This window comes from Burkholderia sp. FW306-1C-G01B (assembly GCF_058781685.1).
Genome location: NZ_JBYSWZ010000023.1, coordinates 19,097 through 45,469, shown reverse-complemented (window position 1 = coordinate 45,469; position 26,373 = coordinate 19,097). Strand labels below are relative to the sequence as shown.

The 26,373-nt window shown below is 66.0% G+C and carries 28 protein-coding genes and 1 tRNA gene; 9 read left to right on the top strand and 20 right to left on the bottom strand.

Features of this window, described 5'->3' with window-relative positions:
* Positions 1-10: 10 nt before the first annotated feature.
* Both AC3WLY_RS33085 and cydP read right to left on the bottom strand, forming a co-directional pair.
* The gene (locus AC3WLY_RS33085; protein ID WP_492309248.1) at positions 11-1,591 is read right to left on the bottom strand and encodes a cytochrome ubiquinol oxidase subunit I; all 1,581 of its coding nucleotides are present in this window, start codon (positions 1,589-1,591) and stop codon (positions 11-13) included.
* Positions 1,581-1,859 (bottom strand): cytochrome oxidase putative small subunit CydP, encoded by a 279-nt coding sequence (gene cydP / locus AC3WLY_RS33080; protein ID WP_425131920.1) that lies wholly within the window; start codon positions 1,857-1,859, stop codon positions 1,581-1,583. The genes AC3WLY_RS33085 and cydP overlap by 11 nt, the downstream gene beginning before the upstream one ends.
* A gap of 218 nt (positions 1,860-2,077) precedes the next feature.
* Here cydP and AC3WLY_RS33075 point away from each other — a divergent pair, with 218 nt between their 5' ends.
* Complete coding sequence (locus AC3WLY_RS33075) at positions 2,078-2,215, top strand: hypothetical protein (RefSeq protein WP_175963639.1); 138 nt, start codon at positions 2,078-2,080, stop codon at positions 2,213-2,215.
* Between the two features lie 20 nt (positions 2,216-2,235).
* Here the strand turns inward: AC3WLY_RS33075 and rpoH are convergent, their stop codons facing one another.
* Complete coding sequence (rpoH, locus tag AC3WLY_RS33070) at positions 2,236-3,171, bottom strand: RNA polymerase sigma factor RpoH (protein WP_175963640.1); 936 nt, start codon at positions 3,169-3,171, stop codon at positions 2,236-2,238.
* Positions 3,172-3,531: 360 nt separating this feature from the next.
* On the opposite strand from rpoH, the gene AC3WLY_RS33065 reads away from it, so the two are divergent.
* A complete protein-coding gene (locus AC3WLY_RS33065; protein WP_072444709.1) occupies positions 3,532-4,101 on the top strand; it encodes an acyloxyacyl hydrolase in 570 nt (189 codons plus the stop codon).
* Positions 4,102-4,146: 45 nt separating this feature from the next.
* Positions 4,147-4,530, top strand: coding sequence for a nuclear transport factor 2 family protein (locus AC3WLY_RS33060; RefSeq protein WP_034179077.1), 384 nt, complete (start codon positions 4,147-4,149; stop codon positions 4,528-4,530).
* Positions 4,531-4,661: 131 nt separating this feature from the next.
* Here the strand turns inward: AC3WLY_RS33060 and leuA are convergent, their stop codons facing one another.
* Together leuA and ybiB are read right to left on the bottom strand one after the other, a co-directional pair.
* Positions 4,662-6,311, bottom strand: a complete 1,650-nt coding sequence (gene leuA, locus AC3WLY_RS33055) for a 2-isopropylmalate synthase (protein ID WP_492309249.1) — start codon at positions 6,309-6,311, stop codon at positions 4,662-4,664.
* Positions 6,312-6,691: 380 nt separating this feature from the next.
* Positions 6,692-7,666, bottom strand: a complete 975-nt coding sequence (ybiB, locus tag AC3WLY_RS33050; RefSeq protein WP_175963642.1) for a DNA-binding protein YbiB — start codon at positions 7,664-7,666, stop codon at positions 6,692-6,694.
* A 193-nt stretch (positions 7,667-7,859) separates the two neighbouring features.
* Between ybiB and maiA the strand changes: the two genes are divergently transcribed.
* Positions 7,860-8,504 (top strand): maleylacetoacetate isomerase, encoded by a 645-nt coding sequence (maiA, locus tag AC3WLY_RS33045; RefSeq protein WP_072444701.1) that lies wholly within the window; start codon positions 7,860-7,862, stop codon positions 8,502-8,504.
* Between the two features lie 71 nt (positions 8,505-8,575).
* Here the strand turns inward: maiA and ftsY are convergent, their stop codons facing one another.
* Positions 8,576-9,730, bottom strand: coding sequence for a signal recognition particle-docking protein FtsY (gene ftsY, locus AC3WLY_RS33040; RefSeq protein WP_492309250.1), 1,155 nt, complete (start codon positions 9,728-9,730; stop codon positions 8,576-8,578).
* Positions 9,731-9,945: 215 nt separating this feature from the next.
* On the opposite strand from ftsY, the gene rsmD reads away from it, so the two are divergent.
* From rsmD to AC3WLY_RS33025, 3 genes are all read left to right on the top strand, one after another.
* On the top strand, positions 9,946-10,560 hold the full coding sequence (gene rsmD / locus AC3WLY_RS33035) for a 16S rRNA (guanine(966)-N(2))-methyltransferase RsmD (RefSeq protein ID WP_175963644.1): 615 nt from the start codon (positions 9,946-9,948) through the stop codon (positions 10,558-10,560).
* 111 nt (positions 10,561-10,671) lie between these two features.
* Positions 10,672-11,169: a pantetheine-phosphate adenylyltransferase gene (coaD, locus tag AC3WLY_RS33030; RefSeq protein WP_031403077.1), complete on the top strand. Its 498-nt coding sequence runs from the start codon at positions 10,672-10,674 to the stop codon at positions 11,167-11,169.
* Positions 11,170-11,228: 59 nt separating this feature from the next.
* Positions 11,229-11,495 (top strand): YfhL family 4Fe-4S dicluster ferredoxin, encoded by a 267-nt coding sequence (locus AC3WLY_RS33025; RefSeq protein WP_034179073.1) that lies wholly within the window; start codon positions 11,229-11,231, stop codon positions 11,493-11,495.
* An 81-nt stretch (positions 11,496-11,576) separates the two neighbouring features.
* On the opposite strand, the gene hisC is transcribed toward AC3WLY_RS33025, so the two are convergent.
* The 8 genes from hisC to AC3WLY_RS32985 all read right to left on the bottom strand — a co-directional run bounded on the left by hisC (position 11,577) and on the right by AC3WLY_RS32985 (position 18,736).
* Entirely contained in the window at positions 11,577-12,644 is a 1,068-nt protein-coding gene (gene hisC, locus AC3WLY_RS33020; RefSeq protein WP_492309251.1) for a histidinol-phosphate transaminase, read from the bottom strand.
* A gap of 118 nt (positions 12,645-12,762) precedes the next feature.
* The gene (gene pth / locus AC3WLY_RS33015; RefSeq protein WP_175963646.1) at positions 12,763-13,362 is read right to left on the bottom strand and encodes an aminoacyl-tRNA hydrolase; all 600 of its coding nucleotides are present in this window, start codon (positions 13,360-13,362) and stop codon (positions 12,763-12,765) included.
* 120 nt (positions 13,363-13,482) lie between these two features.
* Positions 13,483-14,091, bottom strand: a complete 609-nt coding sequence (locus AC3WLY_RS33010) for a 50S ribosomal protein L25/general stress protein Ctc (protein WP_175963647.1) — start codon at positions 14,089-14,091, stop codon at positions 13,483-13,485.
* A 160-nt stretch (positions 14,092-14,251) separates the two neighbouring features.
* A complete protein-coding gene (locus AC3WLY_RS33005; protein WP_034179069.1) occupies positions 14,252-15,208 on the bottom strand; it encodes a ribose-phosphate pyrophosphokinase in 957 nt (318 codons plus the stop codon).
* Positions 15,209-15,252: 44 nt separating this feature from the next.
* Positions 15,253-15,329: transfer RNA gene (locus tag AC3WLY_RS33000), tRNA-Gln, on the bottom strand.
* Positions 15,330-15,384: 55 nt separating this feature from the next.
* Positions 15,385-16,266, bottom strand: a complete 882-nt coding sequence (gene ispE / locus AC3WLY_RS32995) for a 4-(cytidine 5'-diphospho)-2-C-methyl-D-erythritol kinase (RefSeq protein ID WP_034179068.1) — start codon at positions 16,264-16,266, stop codon at positions 15,385-15,387.
* Between the two features lie 26 nt (positions 16,267-16,292).
* On the bottom strand, positions 16,293-16,913 hold the full coding sequence (gene lolB / locus AC3WLY_RS32990) for a lipoprotein insertase outer membrane protein LolB (protein WP_204424577.1): 621 nt from the start codon (positions 16,911-16,913) through the stop codon (positions 16,293-16,295).
* Positions 16,913-18,736, bottom strand: coding sequence for a tetratricopeptide repeat protein (locus tag AC3WLY_RS32985; RefSeq protein WP_310135223.1), 1,824 nt, complete (start codon positions 18,734-18,736; stop codon positions 16,913-16,915). The genes lolB and AC3WLY_RS32985 overlap by 1 nt, the downstream gene beginning before the upstream one ends.
* An 86-nt stretch (positions 18,737-18,822) precedes the next feature.
* Between AC3WLY_RS32985 and mutM the strand changes: the two genes are divergently transcribed.
* Together mutM and mutY are read left to right on the top strand one after the other, a co-directional pair.
* Positions 18,823-19,650 (top strand): bifunctional DNA-formamidopyrimidine glycosylase/DNA-(apurinic or apyrimidinic site) lyase, encoded by an 828-nt coding sequence (mutM, locus tag AC3WLY_RS32980; protein WP_034179065.1) that lies wholly within the window; start codon positions 18,823-18,825, stop codon positions 19,648-19,650.
* A gap of 24 nt (positions 19,651-19,674) precedes the next feature.
* Positions 19,675-20,781, top strand: a complete 1,107-nt coding sequence (gene mutY / locus AC3WLY_RS32975) for an A/G-specific adenine glycosylase (RefSeq protein WP_425131924.1) — start codon at positions 19,675-19,677, stop codon at positions 20,779-20,781.
* Positions 20,782-20,870: 89 nt separating this feature from the next.
* Here mutY and AC3WLY_RS32970 read toward each other — a convergent pair whose 3' ends face one another.
* The 6 genes from AC3WLY_RS32970 to AC3WLY_RS32945 form a co-directional block, all read right to left on the bottom strand.
* A complete protein-coding gene (locus tag AC3WLY_RS32970; RefSeq protein WP_111016078.1) occupies positions 20,871-21,506 on the bottom strand; it encodes an LON peptidase substrate-binding domain-containing protein in 636 nt (211 codons plus the stop codon).
* 27 nt (positions 21,507-21,533) lie between these two features.
* A complete protein-coding gene (gene rapZ, locus AC3WLY_RS32965) occupies positions 21,534-22,442 on the bottom strand; it encodes an RNase adapter RapZ (protein ID WP_034179062.1) in 909 nt (302 codons plus the stop codon).
* 75 nt (positions 22,443-22,517) lie between these two features.
* Positions 22,518-23,486 carry an HPr(Ser) kinase/phosphatase gene (hprK, locus tag AC3WLY_RS32960; RefSeq protein ID WP_006483133.1) on the bottom strand — a complete coding sequence of 323 codons (969 nt, stop codon included), beginning with the start codon at positions 23,484-23,486 and terminating at the stop codon, positions 22,518-22,520.
* 129 nt (positions 23,487-23,615) lie between these two features.
* On the bottom strand, positions 23,616-24,128 hold the full coding sequence (locus AC3WLY_RS32955; RefSeq protein WP_034195643.1) for a PTS sugar transporter subunit IIA: 513 nt from the start codon (positions 24,126-24,128) through the stop codon (positions 23,616-23,618).
* 196 nt (positions 24,129-24,324) lie between these two features.
* Positions 24,325-24,684 (bottom strand): ribosome hibernation-promoting factor, HPF/YfiA family, encoded by a 360-nt coding sequence (gene hpf / locus AC3WLY_RS32950; RefSeq protein ID WP_006477786.1) that lies wholly within the window; start codon positions 24,682-24,684, stop codon positions 24,325-24,327.
* 159 nt (positions 24,685-24,843) lie between these two features.
* Positions 24,844-26,352 carry an RNA polymerase factor sigma-54 gene (locus AC3WLY_RS32945; RefSeq protein ID WP_175963651.1) on the bottom strand — a complete coding sequence of 503 codons (1,509 nt, stop codon included), beginning with the start codon at positions 26,350-26,352 and terminating at the stop codon, positions 24,844-24,846.
* Positions 26,353-26,373: the final 21 nt, after the last annotated feature.

Here is a 26,373-nt window from a genome sequence, read left to right as displayed (position 1 = left end):
GGGTGCGTGCTCAGGCCGGGGCGCGCTCGCTGGCGGCCGCGAGTTCGTGGTGATAGCGGCCGGTATGCAGCGACGACGGGCCGAGGCGCGCGTACTTGAACATCAGCTTGATCTCGATGACGAACAGCGCGGTGTAGAACAGGATGAAGCCCGCGAGACTCAGGTACAGGTCGGTCGGTGTCAGGCTCGACGCGGACAGGTGCGTCGGCAGCACGCCCGCGATCGTCCACGGCTGGCGGCCGAGCTCGGCGACGATCCAGCCGAATTCGATCGCGATCCACGGCAGCGGGATCGCCCACACCGCATAGCGCAGGAACCAGCGGCGGTTGTCCTGCAGCAGTTCGCGGCGCGCGCAGAACCAGAACGCGGCAACGAATGTCGCGACGAACAGGAAGCCGAGGGCCACCATGATCCGGAACGAGAAGAACACGGGCGCGACTGGCGGGATCGTCTTCTTCGCGGCGGCCTTGATCTGCTCGGGCGTCGCGTCGGTCACGTTCGGCGTGAACTGCTTGAGCATCAGCCCGTAGCCGAGATACTGCTTGTGCTGGTCGAACAGTTCGCGCGTCGCGGCGCTCGTATCGCCCTGCTTGATCTTCTGCAGCGCGCCGTACGCGATCATCCCGCTGTGGATGTGCTCCTCGCTGCGCTTCGCGAGATCGCGCAGGCCGATCACCGGTTCGTCGATCGAGCGCGTCGCGATCAGGCCGAGCGCATACGGGATCTTGATCGCGTAGTCGGTACGCTGTTCTTCCTGGTTCGGAATGCCGATCAGCGTGAACGATGCGGGCGCCGGCTGCGTTTCCCATTCGGATTCGATCGCGGCGAGCTTCATCTTCTGCACTTCGCCGGTCGTATAGCCCGATTCGTCGCCGAGCACGATCACGCAGAGCGTCGCCGCGAGGCCGAAGCCGGCCGCGACCGCGAACGAGCGCAGCGCGAAGTCGATGTCGCGCTTCTTCAGCAGGTACCACGACGACACGCCGAGCACGAACATCGCGGCCGACACGTAGCCGGCCGACACCGTGTGCACGAACTTCACCTGCGCGACCGGGTTGAACAGCACGTCGAACAGGTTCGTCATCTCCATCCGCATCGTCTGGTAGTTGAACTCGGCGCCGACCGGGTTGTTCATCCAGCCGTTCGCGACGAGGATCCACAGTGCGGACAGGTTCGAGCCCAGCGCGACAAGGAACGTGACCATCAGGTGCTTGACCTTCGACAGGCGGTTCCAGCCGAAGAAGAACAGGCCGACGAACGTCGATTCGAGGAAGAACGCCATCAGGCCTTCGACCGCGAGCGGCACGCCGAAGATGTCGCCGACATAGTGCGAGTAGTACGACCAGTTCGTGCCGAACTGGAATTCGAGCGTGATGCCGGTCGTCACGCCCATCGCGAAGTTGATGCCGAACAGCTTGCCCCAGAACTGGGTCATGTCCTTGTAGACCTGCTTGCCGGTCATCACGTAGACGGCCTCCATGATGACGAGCAGCCAGGACAGGCCGAGCGTCAGCGGCACGAACAGGAAGTGGTAGAGCGCCGTGATGCCGAACTGCAGGCGTGATAGATCGACGACTTCACTACTTATCATGGTGGTCTCCCTCGGTGGGTGCAGGCGCCGGTACCGAGAGCAGCTTCTCGGCGACGGCGGCAGGCGGAAGCGACATGTGCTCGGCCTGCGGATGATTGAAGAATGCGTATTTGAGCGACATCAGGAGGATCAGCTTGACGATCAGCACCAGGGTGATGTCGCGGGTGAGGGTCGGTCCGCGAGCCCACGCGGCGATGCGCGCACGCCAGCCGATCGTGCCGGCCGGCCGCTGGGGAGGCGGCGCAGGCTCTTTATTGATCGAGATCAAGGCGATTATCCTGAATCGATTTAGGTCGGATTGGGGGCGACTTTACGTCGGATTTATGACGGCCGTGAAAGCTGTTTTAATCCTTTTGCGCCTGACATGCCAATTTTAAGATGGCGGCTTTCCGATGCCGAGTGCTGCGCTGCGGCAGACCGTCGCTAACTGCGGGCTGAAACTTGAGGCAGATCAAGGTTGTGCGGAAGGGACCCGAAAACGGCCTAATGCCTGATGAATCAGGTCAATTGATCGGCGAAGAAACGGGCGGTAAAGCGGATGAAACGCAGCGGGAAAAGCGGAAAAGCAGCAGGAAAAAGCAGACGAAAAAAAACCGCTGCCGGTCGGGCAGCGGTTTTCGATGAAGCGCTCTGAATCGCCGGATTTATGCGTATTCGGCGAGGGCGGTGCGCATCTTTTTCATTGCGCTCGCTTCGATCTGGCGGATGCGTTCCGCGGACACGCCGAACTCGGCGGCGAGATCGTGCAGCGTCGAGCCGCCCGAGCCGTCGTCGTCGACGTGCAGCCAGCGCGCCTCGATGATGCGACGGCTGCGCGCGTCGAGCGCGTCGAGCGCCTGCGCGATGCCGTCCGTCTGCAGCGTGTCGCGCTGACGCGCTGCAAGCACGGCGGTCGGCTCGTTGTGCGAGTCGGCCAGGTAGGCGATCGGCGCGTACGACTCCTCGCCGTCTTCCACCTGCCCTTCGAGTGCGATGTCGCCGCCCGACAGGCGCGTTTCCATCTCGGTCACGTCTTCGCGCTTGACGTTGAGCTCCTGCGCGAGGCCGTCGATTTCCTCGGGCGTCATCGCCTGCATGCTCTTCTTGTGGCTGCGCAGGTTGAAGAACAGCTTGCGCTGCGCCTTCGTCGTCGCGACCTTCACCATGCGCCAGTTGCGCAGGATGTACTCGTGGATCTCGGCCTTGATCCAGTGGATCGCGTACGACACGAGGCGCACGTTCTGGGCCGGATCGAAGCGCTTCACGGCCTTCATCAGGCCGATGTTGCCTTCCTGGATCAGGTCGCCGTGCGGCAGGCCGTAGCCGAGATAGTTGCGCGCGATCGACACGACGAGACGCAGGTGCGACAGCACGAGGCGGCGCGCCGAGTCGAGGTTGTTGTTTTCGCGGAATTCGGTTGCGTACTGGCGTTCCTCTTCGGCCGTCAGCAGAGGAATGCGATTGACGGCCTGGATATACGCGTCGATGTTGCCAAGCTGGCCCGGCAACATCGATTGAGCTGCGAGCGCCAGCGAGCCTGCCGATTCGGCCTTGGCCGGCGTCGGGCTCAGGATATTCGGAAGGGTCAGGGCGTTGCTCACTAAAAACTCCTTTGGAATCAGGGACAAACCCCGGGTCTCGGATGAGATTCCGGGGCCAATCTTAGCACTCCCGCAAACCGAGTGCTAATTCCTTAGAGAGGGCGTGGGCATCTGAGTTCCCGATTTTTCTATCGAGATAGTCGAGGCGATAGTCTAAATTGCGACCGAGGCGGCCGATCGAAGTTCCGTAAACCCTTGTTTCTGATAGGAATCAGTAGACGATTTCGATTTTTGTCGTTTTGGAAGGAAGCCATTTCGCTTCGTGATGCCGATCCGAAAAGTCCTTTACCATACCATTCAGTTCGCTCGGGCCAGGCCGTCGCGGCAGGCTCCATTCAACCCACAAAGTTGGAGTGTCAGATGAACAATAAGAAGAATCGCCGGCCCCGCAGCCGGCTTGCGCTGCATGCGATGCTGGCGGCGTCACTTCTGGGCGGATCGGGTGCGGCGTTCGCGGATCGATGGGGTATCCAGGCGGGCGGCGGGTTTTCGGATCGTCACGGGATCGACAAGGCCGATCTCGGCGTGGTGTGGGATCCGGGCTGGAACTGGTGGGAAATCGGCGGCTGGCACTTCGCGTTCGTGATGGAAGGCCACGTCGGCTACTGGCACACGGGCGGCAATGTCCACGGCAGCATCGGCGAATTCGGCGGGACGCCGATGTTCCGCTTCATCAAGAGTGCGGGCCAGGTGCGCCCGTTCGTCGAGGCCGGCGCCGGTATCCGGTTCCTGACTTCCCCGACGATCTCCAACAATCTTTCGCTCGCGACGTCGTTCCAGTTCGTGGATGTCGTCGGCGTCGGCGCACAGTTCGGAGAACGGCAACAGTATCAGGTCGGTTACCGTTTTCAACATGTGTCTAACGCGGGTATCAAAGAGCCGAATCCTGGTATAAATTTCCACCAGTTCTACGTGCAGTACAACTTCTGATCCGCATGCCCGCGCACGGCGTGCGCGTTGCCGAGGAGTCAGGCGATGGCGAAGGTGGTCGATGCGATCCGCGCGCTCGAGCGCGATCGGTTCCGGGCGATGGTGGACGGGGACGGCGAGGCGCTCGACGCGCTGCTGTCGGACAAGGTGTTCTTCGTGCACACCAACGGCAAACGTGAAACCAAGCAGCAGTTCATCGACGCCATCGTCGCCGGCCGCCGCCGCTATCGTCAGATCGAAATCCAGTCGCAGGACGTGTTGCCCGTCGGCGGCGAAACCTGCGTCGTCACCGGGCGCGCTTTGATCGAGATGGAAACGAACAACGGCGGCCTGGTCTTCCCGATTGCCTATACGTCCGTCCACACCGAGGAGCAGGGCCGCTGGTGCCTGCTCGCATGGCAGGCGACGCGGTGCGCGACCGAGACATGAGCGCGCGTGGCGCTCCTTTTCATGTCCCCACCGAAGCGGCCTTATGGGCCGCTTTTTGCTGGCCCGTGCGGCGCGGATCGCGCGGCGCACGGGCGGTCACGCCCTGCTCGCTGACTGTCGAACCCTGAGCGTCAGGCCGCCGCGCGGCGATCCGTGCAATGCCATGCCGAACGGTTGATTGCGCTGACGATTGCATCGAGCGCGGCGCTTGCCGCATCGGCGTGCAGGCCGACCCCGTGCCGCAGCGGCGCATCGCCGACCCGGCAGCCGACCGATACCGCGATCCGGCCGTCCGTCGTGCGCGCATGTTCGTACGACGCGATGTCGATCGCAGCGCCGGCGGCCGCCGCGAATGCCGCGGCGAAATGTCGCACGGCGTCTTCGGGTGTCGCGTCGGCCGCTGCCGGCGCTGCCGCGATCTCGCGGCTCTGCCAGCGCGCACCGCTGCCATGCCGCGCGGCCGGGCCGTCGGTCTCGAAGAATTCGCGGGCGAACAGCGCGCAGATCGCGTCGCCCGTCACTTCCTCGCCGGACGCGTCGGCGAGCGTCTGCACCGCATGGCTGAATTCGATCTGCACGCGGCGCGTCGGTGTGAAGCCCATCCCGCGTTCGAGCAGGAACGTCGCGCCACCCTTGCCGGACTGGCTGTTCACGCGGATCACCGCGTCGTAGCTGCGGCCGAGGTCGGCCGGGTCGATCGGCAGGTACGGCACTTCCCAGACCGCGTCGGGGCGCTGCTGCGCGAAACCCTTGCGGATCGCGTCCTGGTGCGAGCCCGAGAACGCGGTGAACACGAGGTCGCCCGCGTACGGATGGCGCGGATGCACGGGAATCTGGTTGCAGCGTTCGACGACGCGGCGCACCGCGTCGATGTCGGAGAAGTCGAGGCCCGGGTCGATGCCTTGCGTGTAGAGGTTCAGTGCGAGCGTGACGAGATCGACGTTGCCGGTGCGCTCGCCGTTGCCGAACAGGCAGCCCTCGATGCGGTCGGCGCCCGCGAGCAGCGCGAGTTCGGCCGCCGCGACCGCGGTGCCGCGATCGTTGTGCGGATGCACGGACAGCACGATGCTGTCGCGATATGCGAGGTTGCGGTCCATCCATTCGATCTGGTCGGCGAACACGTTCGGGCTCGCGGCCTCGACGGTGGCCGGCAGGTTGACGATCATCTTGTGGTCGCGGGTCGGCCGCCAGGTTTGCGCGACCGCGTCGCAGATCTCGCGCGCGAACGTCAGCTCGGTCATGCTGAAGGTTTCCGGCGAGTACTGGAAGGTCCAGTGCGTGTCGGGGCGCGCGGCGGCGTGTTCCTTGATGATGCGCGTGCCGTCGACCGCGAGCGCCTTCACGTCGTTCTTCGACATCCCGAACACGATGCGGCGGAACGACGGACAGACCGCGTTGTACAGGTGCACGATCGCGCGCGGCACGCCTTCGAGCGCGTCGAACGTGCGGGCGATCAGGTCTTCGCGCGACTGCACGAGCACCTCGATCGTCACGTCGTCGGGAATCCGCTTGTCGTCGATCAGCTTGCGGACGAAATCGAAGTCGGTTTGCGACGCCGACGGAAAACCGACTTCGATCTCCTTGAAACCGATCGCGACCAGCATCTCGAAGAACTCGAGCTTCTGCTCGATGCTCATCGGCTCGATCAGCGACTGGTTGCCGTCGCGCAGGTCGGTGCTCATCCAGACGGGCGCGCGCTCGATGGTGCGGGTCGGCCAGCGGCGGCCATTGATGCGGACGGGCTCGAACGGACGGTACTTGTCTTGCGGATTGCGCTTCATCTTCTGGACCTCGGGTCTCAAGTCGCGAGCGAAGACGGGCGGCAGGGGCGACGGTTGGCGCTGCCTCGCACCGCGGCGCGCGATCGCGCTGCGGATGCGGATGATCTTCGCGAATCGACCGACGGATAGACGGACGAATGCTGACGACTTCGGGTTGTAAAAACTGCGAGAGGGGTACGGCGAGGAACTGCTGGGAGGGACCGTGCGGACAGCACACGGCGCTACGACAGCCTTAGGCTAGTCGTAGCGATAGCGGCCGCGCTAGGCGGCCGGAGGTAATTCGGAGGGTGTTCGGAAAGGAACGCATGACGGCAACTCTATGCCAGGATGCGCTCGCGTGTCAAATGGTCGGGGGCGCGGGGCGGGTCGTTGCCGCGCCGTCAGCGCGCGATGCGGGTGATCTGCACGATCGTCGCGACCTGCCGCGCGACCGTGTCGGGCACCGGCACCTCGCCGCGCAACACGGCGTCCGTCCACGCGGCCGTCGTCGCCGCATCGCGCGATTCGGGCAGCGCGACGGGCGGCGTATCGGTCGACGAACGTTCGGCCTCGATCAGCGTGTCGCATACGCCGTCATGCAGCCAGTCGACCTGCACCTGGCGCCGCGTATCGGCGACGGCCTCGCCCTCGGTGCCGCGCGCGAGCAGCGCGCCGCCGAGCGCGGCGTCCGGATGGTCGCGGAACAATTGCGCGAGGCTGTCGCGGTACGGCGGATGCGTGTAGTTGACGAGCCGCAGGCCGGCCGGCGCGAACGGCTGCAGGATCTTCACGAGCGTATGCGTCGAGTTGCGCACGCCGAGCACGCTGCGCATCGACAGCAGGTGCGCGATGCGCGGCGCCAGCGCTTCGATCGGCGCGAACGCGACGCGGCGCTCGGCGAGCATGTCCTCGATCGCATCGTGCGACGTCGACGGCGCGAGCGACAGCGCCGAGAAAATCTCCGCGCTCGTCACGCGGCCCGGGTCGCGCTCGACGCCGTGCACGAGCACCGGCACGCCTTCGCGCGCGAGCAGCAGCGCGAGCAGCGGCACGAGGTTCGGCTGCTTGCGCGCGCCGTTGTAGCTCGGGATCGACACGGGGCGGAACGCGGCGTCCTGCACGTGCACGGGCTCGAACGACGCCTGCGCGGCGGCGAGCATCGCAGCCAGCTCGTCGGACGTTTCGCCCTTCAGCCGATAGGCGATCAGGATCGCGCCGAGTTCGACGTCCGACACACGCGCGTCGAGCATCGCGCGATAGAGCTCGAACGTGTCCTCGGCGGACAGTGCGCGCGCGCCGTGCGGGCCGCGGCCGATCTCCTTGATGAAGCGGGCGCAACGGAACGGAACGGCGGCGGGATCGTGGGAAGCGGTCATCGGGACGTGGGGCGGGCGGCCGGCATCGGGCCGCGAGGTGAGCGTAAGGAATGCCCCGAGTATCGCACGGGTGCGGCCGGCGCAAGCGCGGCCGCGCATCGCGCCGCGCTACACTCTGGTTACCGGCGGTGGGCGCGCCGGCTGCGCCGCGCCTGTGCCGTTGCCGGCCGAATACGACTACGAGAGACATCCCATGAAGCTCTACAGCTATTTCCGCAGTTCTGCGTCGTACCGCGTGCGGATCGCCCTGAACCTGAAGCAGCTGCCGTTCGACTATGTCCCCGTGCACATGCTGCGCAACGGTGGCGAGCAACTGAAGGACGAGTACCGTGCACTGAATCCGGACGCGGTCGTGCCGACGCTGACCGACGGCGACGCGACGCTGCAGCAGTCGCTCGCGATCATCGAATATCTCGAAGAAACCCATCCGGAGCCCGCGTTGCTGCCGAAGCAGCCGGTCGACCGCGCGTACGTGCGCGCGGTCGCGCTGCAGATCGCGTGCGAAATCCATCCGCTCAACAACCTGCGCGTGCTGAAGTACCTGAAGCACACGCTGCAGGTACCCGAGGAGGCGAAGAACGCGTGGTACCGGCACTGGATCGAGGCGGGCTTCGAAACGCTCGAGACGCGCCTCGCGAACGATCCGCGCACCGGCAAGCTGTGCTTCGGCGACACGCCGACGCTCGCCGACCTGTGCCTCGTGCCGCAGGTGTTCAACGCGAACCGCTTCTCGATCGACACGACGCGTTATCCGACGATTCAACGGATCGTCGACCATGCATCGACGCTCGACGCGTTCAAGGCCGCCGAGCCCGGCGCGCAACCCGACGCCGAATGAGCGCGGCGCCCCTCGGGCGCGCATGAAAAAGGGCGCCCGAAGGCGCCCTGGGCGATGCGGGCCGGCGGCGTTCAGCCGAGCAGCGCGTCCGCGAATTCCACGGCGCTGAACGGCTGCAGGTCCTCGACCTTCTCGCCGACGCCGATGAAGTAGACGGGCACCGGGCGCTGCCGCGCGATCGCGGCGAGAATCCCGCCCTTCGCAGTGCCGTCGAGCTTCGTGACGATGAGTCCCGTGAGGCCGAGCGCGTCGTCGAATGCCTTCACTTGCGTGAGCGCGTTCTGGCCGGTGTTCGCGTCGATCACCAGCAGCACTTCGTGCGGCGAGCCGTCGTGCGCCTTCGAGATCACGCGCTTCACCTTCTTCAGCTCTTCCATCAGGTGGAGCTGCGTCGGCAGGCGGCCGGCCGTGTCGGCCATCATCACGTCGATCTTGCGTGCGCGCGCGGCGCTGACCGCGTCGAAGATCACCGCGGCCGGATCGCCGCTTTCCTGCTGCACGACCGTCACGTTGTTGCGCTCGCCCCAGACCGCCAGCTGTTCGCGCGCCGCCGCGCGGAACGTGTCGCCCGCGGCCAGCAGCACCGACTGGTCGAAGCTCTGCAGATGCTTCGCGAGCTTGCCGATGCTGGTGGTCTTGCCCGCGCCGTTCACGCCGGTGATCATCATCACGAGCGGCTGTGCGCGGCCGAGCATCAGCGATTTCTCGAGCGGCTTCAGCAGCTCGACGAGCAGGTCGTGCAGCGCACTCTTCACCTGCTGCGGGTCGGTCAGCCGGCCGGTGCGCACCTTTTCGCGCAGCGCGTCGAGCAGGTACTCGGTCGCGTCGACGCCCGCGTCGGACATCAGCAGCGCGGTTTCGAGTTCCTCGTACAGATCCTCGTCGATCTTCGTGTTGACGAATACGCCGGTGATGCTGTTGCCCGTTTTCGCGAGCCCCGTTTTCAGGCGCGCAAGCCACGATTGCTTCGCGGATGCGTCCTGCAGCGGCGGCGGGACGATCTCGACCGTCTCGACGACTTCGTCGCGGCCGTCGTTGGTCGGCGTGACCGTCATCACGACGGCCGGCGCGGCCGGTTGCACGGGCGCCTGCGGCACGTCGGCCGCGGGCGGAGCCTCGAGCGCGGGCGCATCGGACGGCTCGTCCGTTTGCTGCGCGTCGGCCGATTGCGATTCCGCGGGATCGGGCTCCTGCGTTTTCTTGAATCGTTTGAAGAAGCTGAACATGGTCTGACGTCGGGAAGAGGGGGGCCGCCGCCAGGAGCGGGGCGCCGGACGGGCCGTTCTGCGTTCGCGCGGGCGCGGCGCACGGCGGCCGAAACCGTGCATTTTATCAGTGCGGCGTGGCGCTCGCGTCAGTGCGCGACGCCGCTGTGGTAACGTGCGCCTGTTTGGCGGTGCGCCTTGGCGCGCGCCCGGTCCCTCCGTTGCCTATATTCCGTATGTCCCGTTCCTCTCCCGGCCGCCCGGCGGCCCCTCCTGGCCGCGGCAAGCCGCACACGATCCGCATCATAGGCGGCGACTGGAAACGTACCCCGCTCGCGGTGCTCGATCTCGACGGCCTGCGGCCGACGCCCGATCGCGTGCGCGAGACGCTGTTCAACTGGCTCGGTCAGGATCTCGAAGGCCGGCGCTGCCTCGACCTGTTCGCGGGCACCGGCGCGCTCGGCTTCGAGGCCGCGTCGCGCGGCGCGGCGAGCGTCGTGATGGTCGAACGCCATCCGCGCGCCGCGCAGCAACTGCGTGCGATCAAGGACAAGCTCGGCGCCCGCACGGTCGAAGTCGCCGAAGCCGATGCGCTGCGGCTCGCGGCCGGGCTCGCGCCGGGTGCGTTCGACGTCGTGTTTCTCGATCCGCCGTTCGGCGATTCCGCTGTGCTCGAGCGCGCGATCGCGCTGTCGGCGCCGCTTGTCGCGGCGGACGGTGCGCTGTACGTCGAGACGGGGGCGGAACTCGATCCGGCCGCGCACGACGTGCTCGCGGGCTGGCAGGTCGTGAAGCACGGCAAGGCCGGTGCGGTTCACTATCATTTGCTGCGGCGCGAAAATGATGAATAATGCGCGTTCGATACGAGGCGGCGCGCCGCAAAGGCGACGCATGCCCATCTCGGCAGTGGCGTGCGCATCGCACCGCTGCCATCCCGTTTGCGTGATGACAGGAGGAGCGACATGGTAGTCGCCGTGTATCCCGGTACGTTCGATCCGCTGACGCGCGGGCACGAAGACCTCGTGCGGCGTGCGTCGAGCATTTTTGATACGCTGGTGGTTGGTGTCGCCGACAGTCGCGCGAAAAAGCCGTTCTTCTCGCTCGAAGAACGTCTGACGATTGCGAACGAGGTGCTCGGCCATTATCCGAACGTGAAGGTGATGAGTTTCACCGGTCTCCTGAAGGACTTTGTCCGCACCAACAACGCGCGCGTGATCGTGCGCGGCCTGCGCGCCGTGTCCGATTTCGAATATGAGTTCCAGATGGCGGGGATGAACCGCTATCTGCTGCCCGACGTCGAGACGATGTTCATGACGCCGTCCGATCAGTACCAGTTCATCTCGGGAACGATCGTGCGCGAAATCGCGCAGTTGGGCGGCGATGTCAGCAAGTTCGTGTTTCCGTCCGTCGAGAAGTGGCTGACCGAGAAAGTCGCCGCGATGGGAGGCCCTGCCGCGTAACGCGGCGCCGGCCGGTTTCGTTGCGAATCCGACCGCCGGCCTGAAGAAGTGAGATCAGTATGGCTTTGATGATTACCGACGAGTGCATCAATTGCGACGTGTGCGAGCCCGAGTGCCCGAACGGCGCGATTTCGATGGGCCCGGATATCTACGTGATCGACCCGAACAAGTGCACCGAGTGCGTCGGCCATTTCGACGAACCGCAGTGCCAGCAGGTGTGTCCGGTCGAATGCATTCCGCGCGATCCGCAGCATGACGAATCGCACGCGCAATTGATGGAGAAGTATCACGCGTTGATCGCCGGGAAGGGAGACGACGCGTCGTGACCCTGCGGTGACGCGCGCGCTTTGGTTTATCGGCGCACGCGTCACGCATCCCGAGCGGCGCCGTCCGGCGCCGGTTCTTCCTTAGGCAAGCAGCTCGCGCAGCGCCGCGACGAGCGCATCGCATTCGGCGTCGGTGCCGACGGTGATGCGCAGATGCTGGTCGATTCGCGGCAGCCGGAAGTGCCGCACGAAAATTTCCCGTTCCTTCAGCTTTGCCGCGATCGCGCCCGCATCGTGCGCGGGATGGCGCGCGAACACGAAGTTCGCGGCCGACGGCACGACGTCGAAGCCGAGCGCGTCGAGCGCGTGTGTGAGCCGCGTCCGGCTGTCGATCACGCGCCGGCAGGTCGCGTCGAAATAGTCGGTGTCCTCGTACGCGGCCTGCGCGGCAACCTGCGCGAGCCGGTCGAGCGGATAGGAGTTGAAGCTGTCCTTCACGCGGTTCAGCGCGTCGATCAGTGCCGCGTCGCCGAACGCGAAGCCGACGCGCATGCCCGCGAGCGAGCGCGCCTTCGACGTCGTGTGCACGACAAGCAGGTTCGGATGGCGGTCGATCAGCGTAATCGCGGACTGCGCGCCGAAATCGACATAGGCCTCGTCGATCACGACGACCGACGACGGATTCGCGGCCGCGATCCGCTCGACATCCGCGAGCGGCAGCGCGCGCCCGGTCGGCGCATTCGGGTTCGGAAACAGCACGCCGCCGGCGTCGTCGATATAGTCGTCGACGCGGATCGAGAAGTCGTCCGCGAGCGGCACGATCGTGGTCTGTACGCCGTACAGGCGAGCGTAGGTCGGATAGAAGCTGTACGTGATGTCGGGAAACCGCAGCGGCCGGTCGTGCTTCAGCAGCGCCTGGAACGTGTGCGCGAGCACCTCGTCGGAGCCGTTGCCGACGAACACCTGTTCGGGCTTGATGCGATGATGGGCCGCGACCGTCTCGCGCAGCGCACGCGCGACCGGATCCGGATAGCGGCGCAGCGTGTCGCCGGTCTCGCCGAGTTCGCGTGCGATCGCCGCGACGACGCGCGGCGACGGCGGATAGGGATTCTCGTTGGTGTTCAGCTTGACGGGGTGCGCGAGCGCGGGCTGTTCGCCCGGCACATAAGGCACGAGTTGCTGAACGACGTCGCTCCAGTAACGGCTCACCGCTTGGCTCCTGTCGGGCAAAACGACGAGATTACCGCATGTGCGCGTCAAGGTGGGGAGGGCGGTGCCGCCCGGCGATGCCGGACAGCCCGATGCACCGGGCCGGTGCGATGCGCGGTCAGTTGCGATGCAGCTGCATCGTCGCGCGGTCGAGTTCGCCCTTGACGACCATCGGCATCACGGCGAGCGCGCGTTCGATCGACGCGTCGATCACATCCTGTTCCTCGCGGCGCGGCGGCTTCAGCACGAAGTTCGCGACGTCGGGCTTCGCGCCGGCGCGCGCGCTTTCCGGAATCAGGTCGCGCGGATGGCCGATGCCGATCCGCAGCCGCCAGTAATGCTGCGTCGACAGGTGCGCGGAGATGTCCTTGAGGCCGTTGTGGCCGCCGCTGCCGCCGCCGAGCTTCAGCTTCACGGTGCCGGGCGGCAGGTCGAGCTCGTCGTGCGCGACGAGAATCTGGTCGGGCAGGATCTTGAAGAATTGCGCGAGCGCGACGACCGACTGGCCAGAGCGGTTCATGTAGGTCTGCGGCTCGAGCAGGTGCACTTCCTCGCCGTGCAGGCGCGCTTTCGCGTAGAAGCCGTGGAAGCGGCGCTCGTCGCGCAGCGTCGTGCCTGTCTCGCGGGCGAGCTGGTCGATCAGCCAGAAGCCGGCGTTGTGGCGCGTCGCGGTGTATTCCGCCCCGGGATTGCCGAGGCCGACGATCAGTTTGATCATGACGTTTCGAAGGCGGCGGCTGCCGCTAGGGCGCAGAAAAAGAAAAACCCGCCGGGCAAGCCGCGGCGGGTTGCGTCGACCGTTTCGTGAAACGGATCGATCGGGCGCGTAGGCAGCCGCTTAGGCAGCCGGCGTTTCGCCTTCGCCTGCTGCGTCCGACACGGCACCAGCCGGGACCGTCGCCGATGCGACAACCGGGTTTTCCGCATCGATGTGCGCGACCAGCGCGACGCCCTTCGGCAGCGCGATGTCCTTCGCGTGCAGCGACTGACCGGCTTCGATCTTCGACAGGTCGACTTCGAGGAACTCCGGCAGGGCAGCCGGCAGGCACTCGACTTCGATTTCCGTCGCGACGTGCGAAACGACCGCGCTCGACAGCTTCACGGCCGGGCTGACTTCGGCGTTCAGGAAGTGCAGCGGCACCTTCGTGTGCAGCTTCTTCTTCGCGTCAACGCGCTGGAAGTCCACGTGCAGCACCAGTTGCTTGAACGGGTGGTATTGCACGTCGCGCAGCAGAACCTGCTGCGACTGGCCGGCCACTTCGAGGTCGAGGATCGACGAGTGGAAGGCTTCCTTCTTCAGGGCGTGCCACAGGGCGTTGTGATCGAGTTCGATCTTTTGCGGGGCTGCTTCGCCACCGTAAACGATACCCGTGGTCTTACCGGCGTTGCGCAGGCGGCGGCTCGCACCCGTACCTTGCTGTTGGCGCTCGAAAGCGACGACTTTCATGTGATTCTCCAATGGCTGCCCGCGACCAGGCAGTAAAACGGGGCCGTCAAACGGCGGCCCCCGATGAAACGGCGGGGTTTCGTCTATCCCGTCCGATTGTGCAAAAAGCGAAGCGTTGCCGCTTCGCTTTCTGCGCATGCTTTGTTGTGTCGACTCGCGATCAGGATTCCGCGAACAGCGACATCACCGAATCGCCGCGGCGGATCCGAGAGAACGTCTCGGCCAGCAGGCTCGCGCTCGTCAGCGAGCGGATCTTCGAGCATGCCAGCGATTCGGCCGACAGCGGGATCGTATCGGTGACGACCAGCTCGTCGAGTGCCGATGCGGCGATGCGGTCGGCGGCGCCGCCCGACAGCACGGGGTGCGTCGCGTACGCGAACACCTGCTTCGCACCGCGGTCCTTCAGCACTTGCGCGGCCTTGCAGAGCGTGCCGGCCGTATCGACCATGTCGTCCATGATCACGCAGGTGCGGCCTTCGACTTCACCGATGATGTTCATCACTTCGGCGACGTTCGCCTTCGGACGACGCTTGTCGATGATCGCGAGATCGCAGTTGAGCTGCTTCGCGAGTGCCCGGGCACGCACCACGCCGCCGACGTCCGGCGACACGACGAGCAGATCCGAGTAGTTCTGCTTGCGCAGGTCGCCCAGCAGGATCGGCGTTGCGTAGATGTTGTCGACCGGGATGTCGAAGAAGCCTTGAATCTGGTCGGCGTGCAGATCCATCGTGATGATCCGCTCGACGCCGGCGATTTCCAGCATGTTCGCGACGACCTTCGCCGAGATCGCGACGCGCGCCGAACGCGGGCGGCGATCCTGACGGGCGTAGCCGAAGTAGGGGATGGCTGCGGTGATCCGGCCGGCCGATGCGCGCTTGAGCGCGTCGACCATGATCATCAGTTCCATCAGGTTGTCGTTCGCCGGCGCGCACGTGGATTGCAGGACGAAGACGTCCTTGCCACGCACGTTTTCCTGGATCTCGACCTGGATCTCGCCGTCGGAGAAACGGCTGACCATTGCTTTGCCGAGGGGAATTCCAAGAATGTTGACGACTTCCTGGGCGAGCGCGGGATTCGCGTTGCCAGTAAAAACCATCAGGCCGTCATGGCTGCTCATCGTGCACCTGCTTCAGGCTTAGGCGGGAAATGCGGGAAAATTTTTGGCAGGGGAGGAAGGACTCGAACCCTCGCATGCCGGAATCAAAATCCGGTGCCTTGACCAACTTGGCGACTCCCCTACACTTAACTGATAACTTCACCGGACTCGTGTAGGCCATCCGGCAAAGTAAAACTTCATGACGCGAAAGCGAAGAGCGGATGCTCGTTCAGGCTCTCGGCAACTGCGCCGTTCCAACTGGCGGGCAGCTTGGCTTTCGCCGCTTCTGCCTCGTGTTTGCTGCGAAACGCTGCAAACACGCTTGCTCCGGAGCCGGTCATCCTCGCGGGGGTCACATCATACAACCATTTGACCACCTGCGCAACTTCCGCGTACTTACTTGTCACAACTTGCTGCATATCGTTCCGGCCGAAGCTGTCTGGCCATCCCGCATCGCTGTTTTGCTGTGCAAGAAAGTCAGCAATTGTGACGGGCTTCGAATCTCTTGTCAACAACTCATCTGAAAATATTTCAGCGGTCGGGACATGAACGCGTGGCGTCACAACCAAGAACCAGCGAGTCGGCAATTCTACCTCAGCTAATTCTTCTCCGATACCCTCTGCGAACGCATTTTTTCCAAAAATAAAAAACGGGACGTCTGCGCCGAGTTTCACCGCGAGCGACTGAAGCTCCGTGCGCGGCAGGTCGAGTTGCCACAGGCGGTTCAGCGCCAGCAGCGTCGTCGCCGCGTCGGAGCTGCCGCCGCCGAGGCCGGCACCCATCGGCAGGCACTTGTCGATCTCGATGTCGACGCCTGACGCGGTGCCGGTGTGCGCCTTCAGCAGGTTGGCTGCGCGCACGACGAGATCGCTTTCCTCGGGCACGCCGGGCACGTCGGTGACACGCGCGACGCGGCCGTCGTCGCGCAGCGTGAAGTGCAGCGTGTCGCCCCAGTTCAGCAGCTGGAACACGCTCTGCAGATCGTGATAGCCGTTCGGGCGGCGGCCGGTGATGTGCAGGAACAGGTTGAGTTTCGCGGGCGCAAGGCAGTTGCGCAGCGAGCGGGTCGAATCGGTCATGCGTTTGTTGGGCTAGGCGCGCGTACTCACTGATCGAGCACGAGCTTGATGTCGAGCGGCGGCGTCGCGCGCACGAGGTTGACGCGTTTGACGCCCGTGGCCGGGGCGTCCGCGTAGGCAAGGTAGTCGATCGTCCAGCCGTCCTGGCGGATCTGCTTGACGTGCGAGTCGTCGGCCGGATCGCGTACCGTCTCCGCCGGCGTCGCGGGCGCGGGCGTCGGCAGCAGCCAGTAGCGCAGGCCCGCGAGCGGCAGCGCGAAGCCGAGCGTTCGCTGCATCAGGTCGCCGACGTCGGCCGCATATTGCGTCGGACGGTTCGGCAGCTCGAGCGACGCCGCCTGCGGCGTCGATTTCACGACCGCGAGCGTCTGGCCGAGCGGGCTGCGCAGCTCGAGCGACACGTCGTTGCCGTGCTCCTGCCAGTCGAAGTTGCCGTACACGTTCTGCTGCTTGCCGAGACGGTCGTCGTACTGCACGGCGAAGCGGCCATGGTAAGCGTGCGTCGCGGCGGTCTGCAGCGCCGCGCCCGTCGGCGCGCTTGCCGACGGCGGCGTGCTCGCGCAGCCGGCGAGCGCGAGCGCCGCGCCGGCTGCGGCCAACGTACGCTGCGCGCGGGAGGACAGGGAAAGCATCGGGAACATCTGCATCAGAGGCCGTTGATCTGCAGGCGCTTCAGCGTCTGCACGAGCGTTTCGTTGTCGGGCTCGAGCTTCTGCGCGGCACGCCACGCGGAACGCGCGTCGTCCTGCGCGCCGCTCTTCCACAGCACTTCGCCGAGGTGCGCGCCGATTTCGGCGTTCGGCTGCAGTTCGTACGCATGCCGCAGGACCTTCGTAGCGCCGGCCGTGTCGCCCATCCGATACTTCACCCAGCCGAGGCTGTCCATGATGTAGGCATCGTTCGGCGCGAGCGTCATCGCCTTGTCGATCAGCTTGCTGGCTTCGGGCAGGCGCTGGTTGCGGTCGGCAAGCGAATAGCCGAGCGCGTTGTACGCCTGCGGGTTGTCGGGCTGCGTGCGGATCAGCTCGCGCAGTTGCTTTTCCATCGTCGCGTAGTGGCCGGTCTTTTCGGCCGCCATCGCGTAGTCGTAGCGCAGGTCGGGATCGTCCGGGAAGTCCTGGACCGCCTGCCCGAGCCGTGCCTCGGCTTCCGGATAGCGCTTCGCGGTGAACAGGATCGACGCGTCGGTGCGCGCGACCACGGCCGCGTCGCGCGGATCCGTGATCGGCAGGTCGTCGAGCACCTTGCGCGCCTCGTCGGTCTTGCCCTGTTTCTGCAGCAGCTGCGCGCGCGTGATCTGCGCGGGGAGATAGTGCTGGCTCGTCTGGTCGACCTTGTCGAGCCATTGCGACGCCTGCGCATCGTTGTTCTGGTCGATCGCGATCTGCGCGAGGTAGATGTAGCCCTGGCCGACGTCGAGGTTCGACTGCTTGTCGCCGAGCTGCACGTACTGCTTCAGGTAGGCGGTCGCTTCGTCGAGTTTCTTCTGCTGAATCTTGATCAGCGCGAGCGCCATCAGCGGCGTCGGATCCTTCGAGTCGAGCTTGCGCATCGTCTCGAACTGCTTCTGCGCGTCGTCGAGGCGATCGTCGGCGAGATAGAGCTGCGACAGCGCAAGCCGCGCGTCGCGCGACTTCGGATTCTGCTGAACATATTTCTCGAACGACGCGATGCCCGCCGCGCGTTCCGCCGGCCCCATCTGCGACAGCATCAGGGCCGCCGGCAGGTAGTCGGGGCGGAGCTGCAGCGCCCGCTTCAGCGATTGCGCGGCGCCGTCCTTGTCGTCGACGGCGAGCTGCTGCCGCGCGATCGCGAGCTGCGCCTCGGGCCGGTTCATGTCGTTCTTCAGCATGTCCTTCAGCACCGCGAGGCCGCCGACGCGATCGGAGCCGCGCACGAGCAGCGCCTGCAGCGCGAGGATCGCGGGCCCGCGCGTCTCGCCGGTTGCGCGGGCCAGCTCGCGCGCGAGCATCGGCTGCGCGTCGGCCGGCTTGCCGGCGAGCACCAGCAGCGCGGCGTCGACCTGCGACGCCCGATTCGAATCCGGTGCGTACTGGCGCCACAGGTTCGCGGCGGACAGCGCGTCGGCCGGGCTCTGTGCACCGAGCGCGATCTCGGTCGCACGCTGCGCCATGCGCGGATCGCGCGTGTCGCGGGCGAGCGCGAGGTAGGTCTGGTACGCCGGCGCCGGCTGGTTGCGCTGGAGCGCGACTTCGGCGGCGAGCACCTGGTAGACGATCTGGCTCGTCAGCGGGACACCGGGGAGATTCTTCTGCTCATCCGGCATCACATGCTCGAACGCGCCCTGCGGCTCCGCGTCGTCCGATGCCGGATCCTGCGCGTGAGCCGGGAAGGCGGTGAGGGTCCAGGCGGCAAACAGCGCGGCGCCGAGTGCACGACGGACCGGGAAGGCGCGCGCGCCGCGCGCGGCGGCGGGGCGCTTCTGAAGCAGCTTCGAGGGCAGAGTCATGGAAATCCGTTCGATGTTTCAACCGATTGTAACGCGCTCGCTACAATACACGCACGATCGTGAATCCAGCCTCAGACCCGTATAACATGCCAGAGTTGCCAGAAGTCGAAGTCACGCGCCGGGGCATCGAGCCCTTTGTCGCGGGCCGCCGCGTCGAGCGTGTCGACGTCCGTACCGCGATGCTGCGCTGGCCCGTGCCGGCGGGGCTCGCCGAGCAGTTGCGCGCGCGCGAGGTGCTCGCGGTCGAACGTCGCGGCAAATACCTGCTGTTCGAGGTCGACGCGGGCTGGTTCATCGTCCATCTCGGCATGACGGGCACGCTGCGCGTGCTGCCCGCGGCCGGCGTGCCCGTTGCCGCGAAGCACGACCACATCGACTGGATCTTCGACGAATTCGTACTGCGGTTCCGCGATCCGCGCCGCTTCGGCGCCGTGCTGTGGCACCCGCGCGAAGCGGGCGACGTGCACGCGCATCCGCTTCTCGCGAGCCTCGGCGTCGAGCCGTTCTCGCCGGCGTTCACCGGCGCGCTGCTGCATGCGCGCACGCGCGGCCGCACGGTGTCGGTCAAGCAGGCGCTGCTCGCGGGCGACATGGTCGTCGGCGTCGGCAACATCTATGCGTCGGAGAGCCTGTTTCGCGCCGGCATCCGGCCGACGACGGCCGCCGGCAAGGTGTCGCTGCCGCGCTACGAGCGGCTGGCCGACGCGGTGCGTGCGACGCTCGCCGATGCGATCGAGCGCGGCGGCAGTACGCTGCGCGATTTTGTCGGCAGCAACGGCGAAAGCGGCTATTTCCAGCTCGACTGCTTCGTCTACGACCGTGCCGGCCAGCCTTGCCGCGTATGCGGCACGCCGATCCGCCAGATCGTGCAGGGCCAGCGGTCGACCTATTTCTGTGCGACCTGCCAGCGTTGAAACCTTTTTCCGCGATTAGATAACTTGAAGCCGCCCCGCATCGCCCCCGCTCCGTTCCCCGTCACACCGCTGCACCGCACGTTCGCCACGCGCCTGATCGCGTGGCAGCGCGAGCATGGCCGCCACGACCTGCCGTGGCAGAACACCCGCGATCCGTACCGAATCTGGCTGTCGGAAATCATGCTGCAGCAGACCCAGGTGTCGACCGTCATCCCGTATTACGCGCGCTTTCTCGAACGCTGCCCCGACGTCGCCGCGCTCGCGGCCGCGCCGGTCGACGACGTGATGGCGCTGTGGGCGGGGCTCGGCTACTACTCGCGCGCGCGCAACCTGCACCGCTGCGCGCAGGCCGTCGTCGCCGAGCACGGCGGCGCGTTTCCGGCGACGCCCGACGCGCTGGCCGAACTGCCGGGCATCGGCCGCTCGACGGCCGCGGCGATCGCGTCGTTCGCGTACGGCGCGCGCGCGACGATCCTCGACGGCAACGTGAAGCGCGTGCTCGCGCGGGTATTCGGCGTCGAGGGTTTTCCGGGCGAGAAGCGCGTCGAGAACGACATGTGGGCGCTCGCCGAATCGTTGTTGCCCGACGCCGCGAACGCGGCGGACGTAAGCGCCTATACGCAGGGGCTGATGGATCTCGGCGCGACGCTGTGCGTGCGCGGCAAGCCCGATTGCGCGCGTTGCCCGTTCGCGGGCGACTGCGTCGCGCAATCGACGGGCCGGCAGCGCGAACTGCCGGCCGCGCGGCCGAAGAAGGCCGTGCCGACGCGCAAGACCTGGATGCTCGTGCTGCGCGACGGCGACGCCGTGCTGCTCGAGCGGCGGCCGCCGGCCGGCATCTGGGGCGGCTTGTGGAGCCTGCCGCAAGCCGACGGCGATGCGGCGCTCGCGGAACTTGCGCAGGGCTTCGGCGGCGGCGGCCCGGTGCCGCTTGCGCCGTTCACGCATACGTTCACGCATTTCCGGCTCGAGATCGAGCCGCGGCTGAGCGACATGGCCGACGGCCGCGGCCTGCCGTCGCAGGCACGGGACGCGGAGACCGCGTGGGTGCCGCTGAGCCGGCTCGATGCGTACGGCGTGCCGGCGCCCGTGCGCAAGCTGCTCGATGCACTGAGCGGGCCGCTGCTGTAACGAAGGGGAACGGGCGCGGGCCGCGCGCTCGAGAAAACGCCGGGCCGCCCCGGGTTTTCCGCACCGAAGGAAGTCCCGTCCGGAGGCGCCTACAGCCAGCCGTGCCGGTCGAGCACGTGGTGCACGGCGTCGATGCGTGCGCCGACGTCCGGAAATTCCATCAGCTTTTGCCGCGCGCGCAGGTCGAGCGGCAGCAGTTCCGCGAGGCGGTTCGACACCCAGCTCGGATCGTCGAGGCGGAACGGTTCGCCGAACGGCAGCTTGCCCGGCTCGGATTTCTTCAGCGCATCGATGATGCGCTCCAGCACCTCGGCGCACGAGCCGAACTGCGCGAGCGCCTGCTCGCCTTCGAGCGGGATGTCGTCGGGCAGCGGCTCCGCGATGCCGACCAGCAGCCCGTTGCCTTCGACGCGATACGACAGCAGTTCGAAACGCTGCGTGCCGACCGCCTGCAGATACAGCATCCCGAATTCGCCGGTATCGCACTCGGTGATGCGCGCCATGCAGCCGATGGTTTCGGGCACCGACACGGCGCCGTCCTGTGCGACTTCGGGCCCGCTCTTCAGCAGGCACACGCCGAACGGTGCGTCGTCGCGCAGGCACGCGCGGGACATGTCGAGGTAGCGTGCCTCGAACACCTTGAGCGGGAGCAAGCCTCCCGGAAACAGCACCGTGTGCAGCGGAAACAGCGGCAGGTCGATCAGGGTGGTCGATAGGGAGGACATGGCGCGCGGGCGTTGGGGCGGGTGTCGCTAGGGTCGGTCGACCTCGGAGACGAGCCGCGACGACGCGTCGACATCCACTGGCGCGTCACGATGCCGCACGATCACGTTCGCCTCGTGCGCGAGGCGCGCGGCGAGCGTTTCCGCGATGAACACCGAGCGATGCTGGCCGCCGGTGCAGCCGATGGCGACGGTCAGGTAGCTGCGGTTGTCATCGCGGAAGTGCGGCAGCCATTTCAACAGGAACGCATGGATGTCGTCGATCATCTGGTGGACGATCGGCAGTGCGTCGAGAAAGGCGATGACCGGCTGGTCGAGCCCGGTGAGCGGGCGCAACTCGTGGTCGTAGTACGGATTCGGCAGCGCGCGCACGTCGAACATCAGGTCGGCGTCGAGCGGTACGCCGCGCTTGAAGCCGAACGACTCGAACATCACCATCAGGTCGTTGTTCTTCTGCTCGATGAAGCGCTTGACCCACGTGCGCAGCACGTTCGCGCGCAGCGTGCTCGTATCGATCTGGTGGCCGAACTCGGCGAGCGGCGCGACGAGGTCGCGTTCGCGCTCGATCGCTTCCTCGAGCGACGACAGCAGGCCGACGTCTGCATCGTGCGACAGCGAGCCGGAGAGCGGATGGCGGCGGCGCGTTTCGGAGAAGCGCTGGATCAGCGCCTGGGTGCTTGCGTTGAGGAACAGCACGCGCACGTCGTGATCGCGCGACAGCTCGCGGATCAGGCCGGGCATTTCGTCGAGCGATGCGCTCGAGCGCGCGTCGATCGCAACCGCGAGCCGGCGCTGGCCGTCCTGGGCGAGGTAGCGGGCGAGTTCGGGGAGCACATGCGGCGGCAGGTTGTCGACGCAGTAATAGCCTGCGTCTTCGAGCGCGTTCAGCGCGACGGATTTGCCTGAGCCGGAGATGCCGGTGATAAGGACGATGCGCATGGGAAGCAGAGAATCCTGACGTTTCATCATAGCACTGGCTCGACGCGTCGGCGTTGCGCAGCCGGCGCGTGCGGGTTACACCAGTTTGCCGGGGAACTGACTGTCGGGATCTTGCATCGCGAGTCGTTGCCGATCCATGAAATCGCGCAACGTGTCGATTCCGCGCAACTGCAGGATCGTGTTCCGGACGGCGGCCTCGACGAGCACCGCAAGGTTGCGGCCGGCCGCAACCTGGATCGTGACCTTGCTGATCGGCAAACCGAGCACGTCGACGGTCTGGCTTTCGAGCGGCAGGCGCTGGAATTCGCCGTCGGGGCGCCGCACGAGCTGGACGATCAGCTTCAGCTTCATTTTCCGCCGCACGGCGGTTTCGCCGAAGATCGTCTTGATGTCGAGCAGGCCGAGGCCGCGCACTTCGAGCAGGTTTTGCAGCAGCGGCGGGCAGCGCCCTTCGACGAAATCGGGGCCAAGACGGACGAAGTCGACCGCGTCGTCGGCGACGAGGCCGTGGCCGCGGCTGATCAGTTCGAGGCCGAGCTCGCTTTTGCCGAGGCCCGAATCGCCGGTCAGCAGCACGCCCATCCCGAGGATGTCGAGGAATACGCCGTGCAGCGTCGCGCGCGGCGCGAGGATGCGGGACATGTAGAGCCGCAGGCTGTCGATCACCGCGGCGGCCGACATCGGCGTCGTGAACAGCGGGGTCGACGAGCGCGTGCAGCGCAGCACGAGTTCGGGCGGCGCCGCGGCGCCGCCGGCGACGACGAGGAACGGCGGTTCGAGCGCGATCAGCTCGGCCATGTGGCGCGAGCGGTCTTCGTCGGTCTGGCGCTGGTAATAGTCGATTTCGGCTTCGCCCAGCACCTGGATCCGGTTCGGGTGGATCAGGTTCAGGTGGCCGACGAGGTCGGCGCTCGACGTCGCGTTGCCGACCGTGTCGGCCGAAAAGCCGCGTTCCCAGCCTTCATGCCCCGTCAGCCAGCTCAGTTTCAGCGTGGCCGCGTTGTCGTCGAAGATGCTCTGGGCGTTGATGCTGGACGTATCCATGACTCTCGTCACTCCAATGGGCCGGTGCATGCGCGCGGCGACGGACGTCGCCATGCCGGGCCGGCGCCGGGCGGCCCTGGACGGCGGCGCGTGCCGCCTCGTACGGGAAAATATTCCGCCCGGATCAACTCAAGGTTGCCACTGAGTGAGCAGGCGATGCAACTCGGCGATATCCGTTTCGTTGTGCAGACGCTCACGCGCGTCGCGATCGGACAGCAGTTGCGCGATTTCCGACAGGATTTCGAGATGCTGCTGGGTGGCTTGCTCGGGGACGAGCAGGAAAATCAGGAGGCCGACCGGCTGGCCGTCGGGCGCTTCGAACGGGATCGCATCGGCGAGCCGGACGAACGCGGCGAGCGGGTGCTTGAGACCCTTGATGCGCCCGTGCGGAATCGCGACGCCTTCGCCGAGCCCGGTCGAGCCGAGGCGCTCGCGCGCGAACAGGTTGTCCGTGACGGTGCTGCGGGCGATGCCGTTCTGATTCTCGAACATCAGCCCGGCTTGTTCGAACACGCGTTTCTTGCTGGTGACCGAGAGGTCGATGACGACGTTCTCTATGGGCAGGATTTTGGCTAGGCGATTCATGTTGGCAGGCGATTGGGCGGCCTGGGGTCTCCTTGCGGCGGCAGACTGATTTTCCATGTTCGGCGATATCAAGGCATCTGGTATCGGCAACCTGCAACGCAGCTACCGCACCCAACGCCCCCCGGCGATAACCGGGACATTATAGAGCACAGCCGCGTGCGTGGCGCAGCATGGACGGACCGGTCGCACCACGGGCGCGGAGTCGCAAAAAAAACGCCCGGCGAACCGGGCGGCGTGCGTGTTGCGGTGACGGTTATTGCGGCGGCAGTTCGATCTGGTCGATCGACGGTTGAAGCTTGATCGGGTCGTGCGCGTGCGTTTGCAGGCGCTCCATGTGCTTGACGACCTGGCGATCCAGCTTGTCGATCAGCAGATCGATCGCGGCGTACAGGTTGCCGTTCGCGCTTTCGACGAAGATGTCCTTGCCCTTCAGGTGCAGATTGATTTCCGCGCGCTGCTGCTTGTCCTTTTCCTTGTGGTTGTCGACCGAGAGGATCACAGTGCCATCGATCACCTGATCGCTATGCCGTAGCACCCTGTCCAGCTTGGTGATCACGTATTCGCGAATTGCAGGCGTGACTTCGAGATGATGTCCACTGATCTTCAGGTTCATAGTGCTTCTCCAAGCGAGTGACCACCCGGCCGCATCGAGGCGGCGCTCCGGCCGACTTGCCCGTGCCGCACGGAGGCGGTCTATCGCGGACAGGTCGCCCGGCCTGTTCCCCGTGTGCGCGGTGGCCGGAACACGCCTGCCGCCGGGCAGGCAGCAGGCCTAAAGAGACTTGCGCAGATTCACTGCCGGGATCTTGAGGGCTTCGCGATATTTGGCAACCGTGCGGCGCGCGACCACGAAACCCTGTTCTGCCAGCAGCTCGGCAATGCGGCTGTCCGAAAGTGGCGATTTTGGGTCTTCAGCTCCTATCAGTTGCTTGATGAGGGCTCGGATGGCTGTCGACGAGGCGGCGCCACCGGTGTCGGTCGAAACGTGAGATCCGAAGAAGTACTTAAATTCAAGCGTCCCGAACGGGGTCAGCATGTACTTCCCGGTTGTCACACGGCTGACAGTCGACTCGTGTAGGCCCAGCGTATCAGCTATTTCCCGCAAAACCAAGGGGCGCATGGCAATTTCACCGTGCGCAAAGAAATTCTTCTGACGCTCGACAATAGCCTGTGCGACACGCAGGATCGTGTCGAAACGCTGCTGGATGTTTTTGATCAGCCAGCGTGCTTCCTGAAGCTGCTGTTTCAGCGAACCGGTCGACGGATCGCCGCGGCTGTTGCGCAGGATGTTCGCGTAGAGGTTGTTGATCCGCAGGCGCGGCACGACCTCCGGATTGAGCTCCGCGAGCCATCCCTGGCCGGCCTTCTTCACGATGATGTCGGGCACGACGTAGTCGGCCTCGGCCTTGCCGTACGCGGCGCCGGGGAACGGCTCGAGCGAGCGGATCAGTGCGTGCGCGTCGCGCAGCGCGTCGTCGCTCGCCTTCAGGTGCTTGCGCAATCGCGTGAAGTCGCGTGCGGCGAGCAGCTCCAGATGCTGCGACACGATCTCGAGCGCGAGGGTGCGCGTCGGGGACGGATCGAGGCGCAGCAGCTGCAGCTTCAGGCATTCGGATGCCGAGCGGGCGCCGACCCCGGCCGGGTCGAAGCTGTGCAGCAGCGCGAGCGCCGCGTTCAGTTCGTCGCAGTCGATCTCCAGCTCGGGCGGCAGGTCGGCGAGCACTTCGTCGAGCGTGGCGGTCAGGTAGCCGTCGTCGTCGAGCGACTCGATCAGGAACATCACGAGCGCGCGATCGCGCGGGCCGGCCTGCGTGACGCGCAACTGTGCGGACAGGTGGTCGCGCAGCGACGTCGCGGCTTCCTGCACCTGCAGCGGCGGGAGGTCGTCGTCGTCGGACGCGCCGCTCGAGCGGCCGAATTCGTCGAGATTCCATTGCGGGCCGTCGTTGCCGTCACCGGACGCGTAGCCGTCGTATTCGTCCGCGCCGGCCGGTTCGTCGCGCTCCGCGCGATCGCCCGACGTGCTGCTGCTGCTGTTTGCCGGGGCCGGCTCGGTGTTCTGGCCGGAAGGTGTCTGCGCGATCAGCGATCCGTCCGCCGCGACGCGCAGCGGACTCACGATCCAGTCGTCGTCGTTCTCGAGCAACGGATTCTGCGCGACTGCCATCGCGACTTCCTGCTGCAATTCGAGCGTCGACAACTGCAGGAGCCGGATCGACTGCTGTAGCTGCGGCGTCAGCGCCAGATGTTGCGACAGGCGGAGTTGAAGGCTGGCTTTCATGGCAAGGAGGGAGTCATACCG